This is a genomic window from Gemmatimonadota bacterium, from assembly GCA_039715185.1.
Taxonomy (GTDB): Bacteria; Gemmatimonadota; Gemmatimonadetes; order Longimicrobiales; family RSA9; genus DATHRK01.
The window spans coordinates 1-1,850 of the sequence record JBDLIA010000196.1 but is presented as its reverse complement, the minus strand read 5'-3'; the positions used below and the strand labels follow the sequence as shown (position 1 = coordinate 1,850).

General features: G+C 73.6%; 1 protein-coding gene. It reads left to right on the top strand.

Annotated elements, in window-relative coordinates; all coding sequences use genetic code 11:
- On the top strand, positions 1-1,850 hold a 1,850-nt coding region (locus tag ABFS34_16645), incomplete at both ends, for a hypothetical protein (GenBank protein ID MEN8377055.1).

The following is a 1,850-nucleotide window of genomic DNA, read 5'->3' as shown; positions in this document are numbered from 1 at the left end:
TCGCCCGAGTACAGCATCGACGTGCTCGACGACGGTCTGCCCACGGTACGCATCGAAGAGCCGGGCAGGGACACCGACGCCACGTCCATCGACGAGGTGTTCGTCGAGGCCAAGGCCGACGACGACTACGGTGTCTCCCGGCTGGAGCTGATCCTGTCGGTGAACGGCGCATCCGAGGACACCGTGGTCCTCCATGGGGAGGGCCGCTCGCCCGCGGAGATCACCGCCGGGCATACGCTTTTCCTCGAAGAGTTGGACCTGCAGCCGGGGGACGTGATCGCCTACCACGGCCGCGCCGTCGACAACGACCGCGTGGGAGGGCCGAAGGCGTCGGTCAGCGACCTCTACTTCCTGCGCGTGCGCCCCTTCGAGCGGAATTTCCGGCAGGCGGACGGGGGCGGAGGCGGCGGTCAGCCCAACGCCCAACTCTCCGGAATGCAGCGGCAGATTGTGGCCGCCACCTACAACCTGCTACGCGACAGCGCGCGCTACGCGCCCGCCGAGTTCTCGGAGAACCTGGCCACCATAGCACTCTCGCAGGAGAGGCTGCGGGAGCAGGTGGAGCGCCTGCTGGAGCAGATGCAGACGCGCGGCGTCCCGACGGACACTTCGCTCGCGCGGGTGGCCGAGCTGCTGCCGGCGGCCGCGGAAGCCATGCGCGAGGCGCTGGAGGAGTTGCGGGCCGACCGCGCCCAGCCGGCCCTTCCGCCGGAGCAACGAGCCCTGGTCGCGCTCCAGCGCGCCGAGGCCGTCTTCCGGGATGTCCAGGTCGCGCAGGGCCAGGGCGGCGAGGGGCAGCCGGGCGAGGCCGAGGATCTCGCCGATCTTTTCGAGCTCGAGCTCGACAAGATGCAGAACCAGTACGAGTCGGTCCGGCGCGCGCAGCGCGAAGAGACCGACCGGGCTCTGGACGAGACCCTGGAGAAGCTCCGCGAGCTGGCGCGGCGCCAGCAGCGCGAGGCAGAGCGAGCCCGACGCGCGCAGGCGCGCCAGAACCGGGGCAGCGGCGGCGGCGGCGGCCAGCGTTCGCTCGCCCAGGAGGTGGAGGAGGAAGCGCGGCGGCTGGAGCGACTCGCCCGTGAACGCAACCAGCCGGAGCTGGAGGAGCGCGCCAGGGAGCTGCGCGAGGCCGCCGAGCAGATGAGACGAGCGGCGGCGGGCTCCGACCCCGCGGCGGCTACGCGCGCGCTGGAGCGCCTGCGCGAGGTCGAGCGCGCCCTGGAGGGCGACCGGTCCGACGCCATCCGCCAGGGGATACAGCGCGCCCGAGACCGCGCCGCCGCCATGGCCCGCGAGCAGGAGCGGCTGGGACGCGCGGCCGGCGACGCCACGGGGGCGCCGCGGGGCGAGTCGGGTGAGCGGGCGGCGGAGCAGGTGCGACAGCGCAAGGACCTCCAGGCGGAAGACCTGGAGCGCCTGCAGGAGGACATCGAGCGCCTGGGGCGCGAAGCCGGCAGCGAGCAGGCGGACGCGGCGCGGGCGCTGCGCGAGGCCGCCGCGTCGATACGCGAGCGTCGTGTGCAGGACAAGATCGCGTACTCGCGCGACCTGGTGCGCCCGGCGGGCCCCCTCGACCTCTCGCGCAGAATCGAGGGCATGATAGGGGAGGACCTCAGAGACCTCGCCAGCCGGCTGGACCGGGCGTACGGCGCGCTCCGCCAGGACGAGGCCGACGGCGAGGCGGGTCGCACGCTGGAGGAGGCCGGAGAGCTGGCGCGCGCGCTCGACTCGATGGACGAGCGGCTACGGCAGAGCCGCGCGGAGGAGCGCGCCCGCAGGGCCGGCGATCGACAGGAGGACGGCGAAGCGCAGGGTCAGGAAGGCCAGCCGGGTCAGGATGGCCAGCCGGG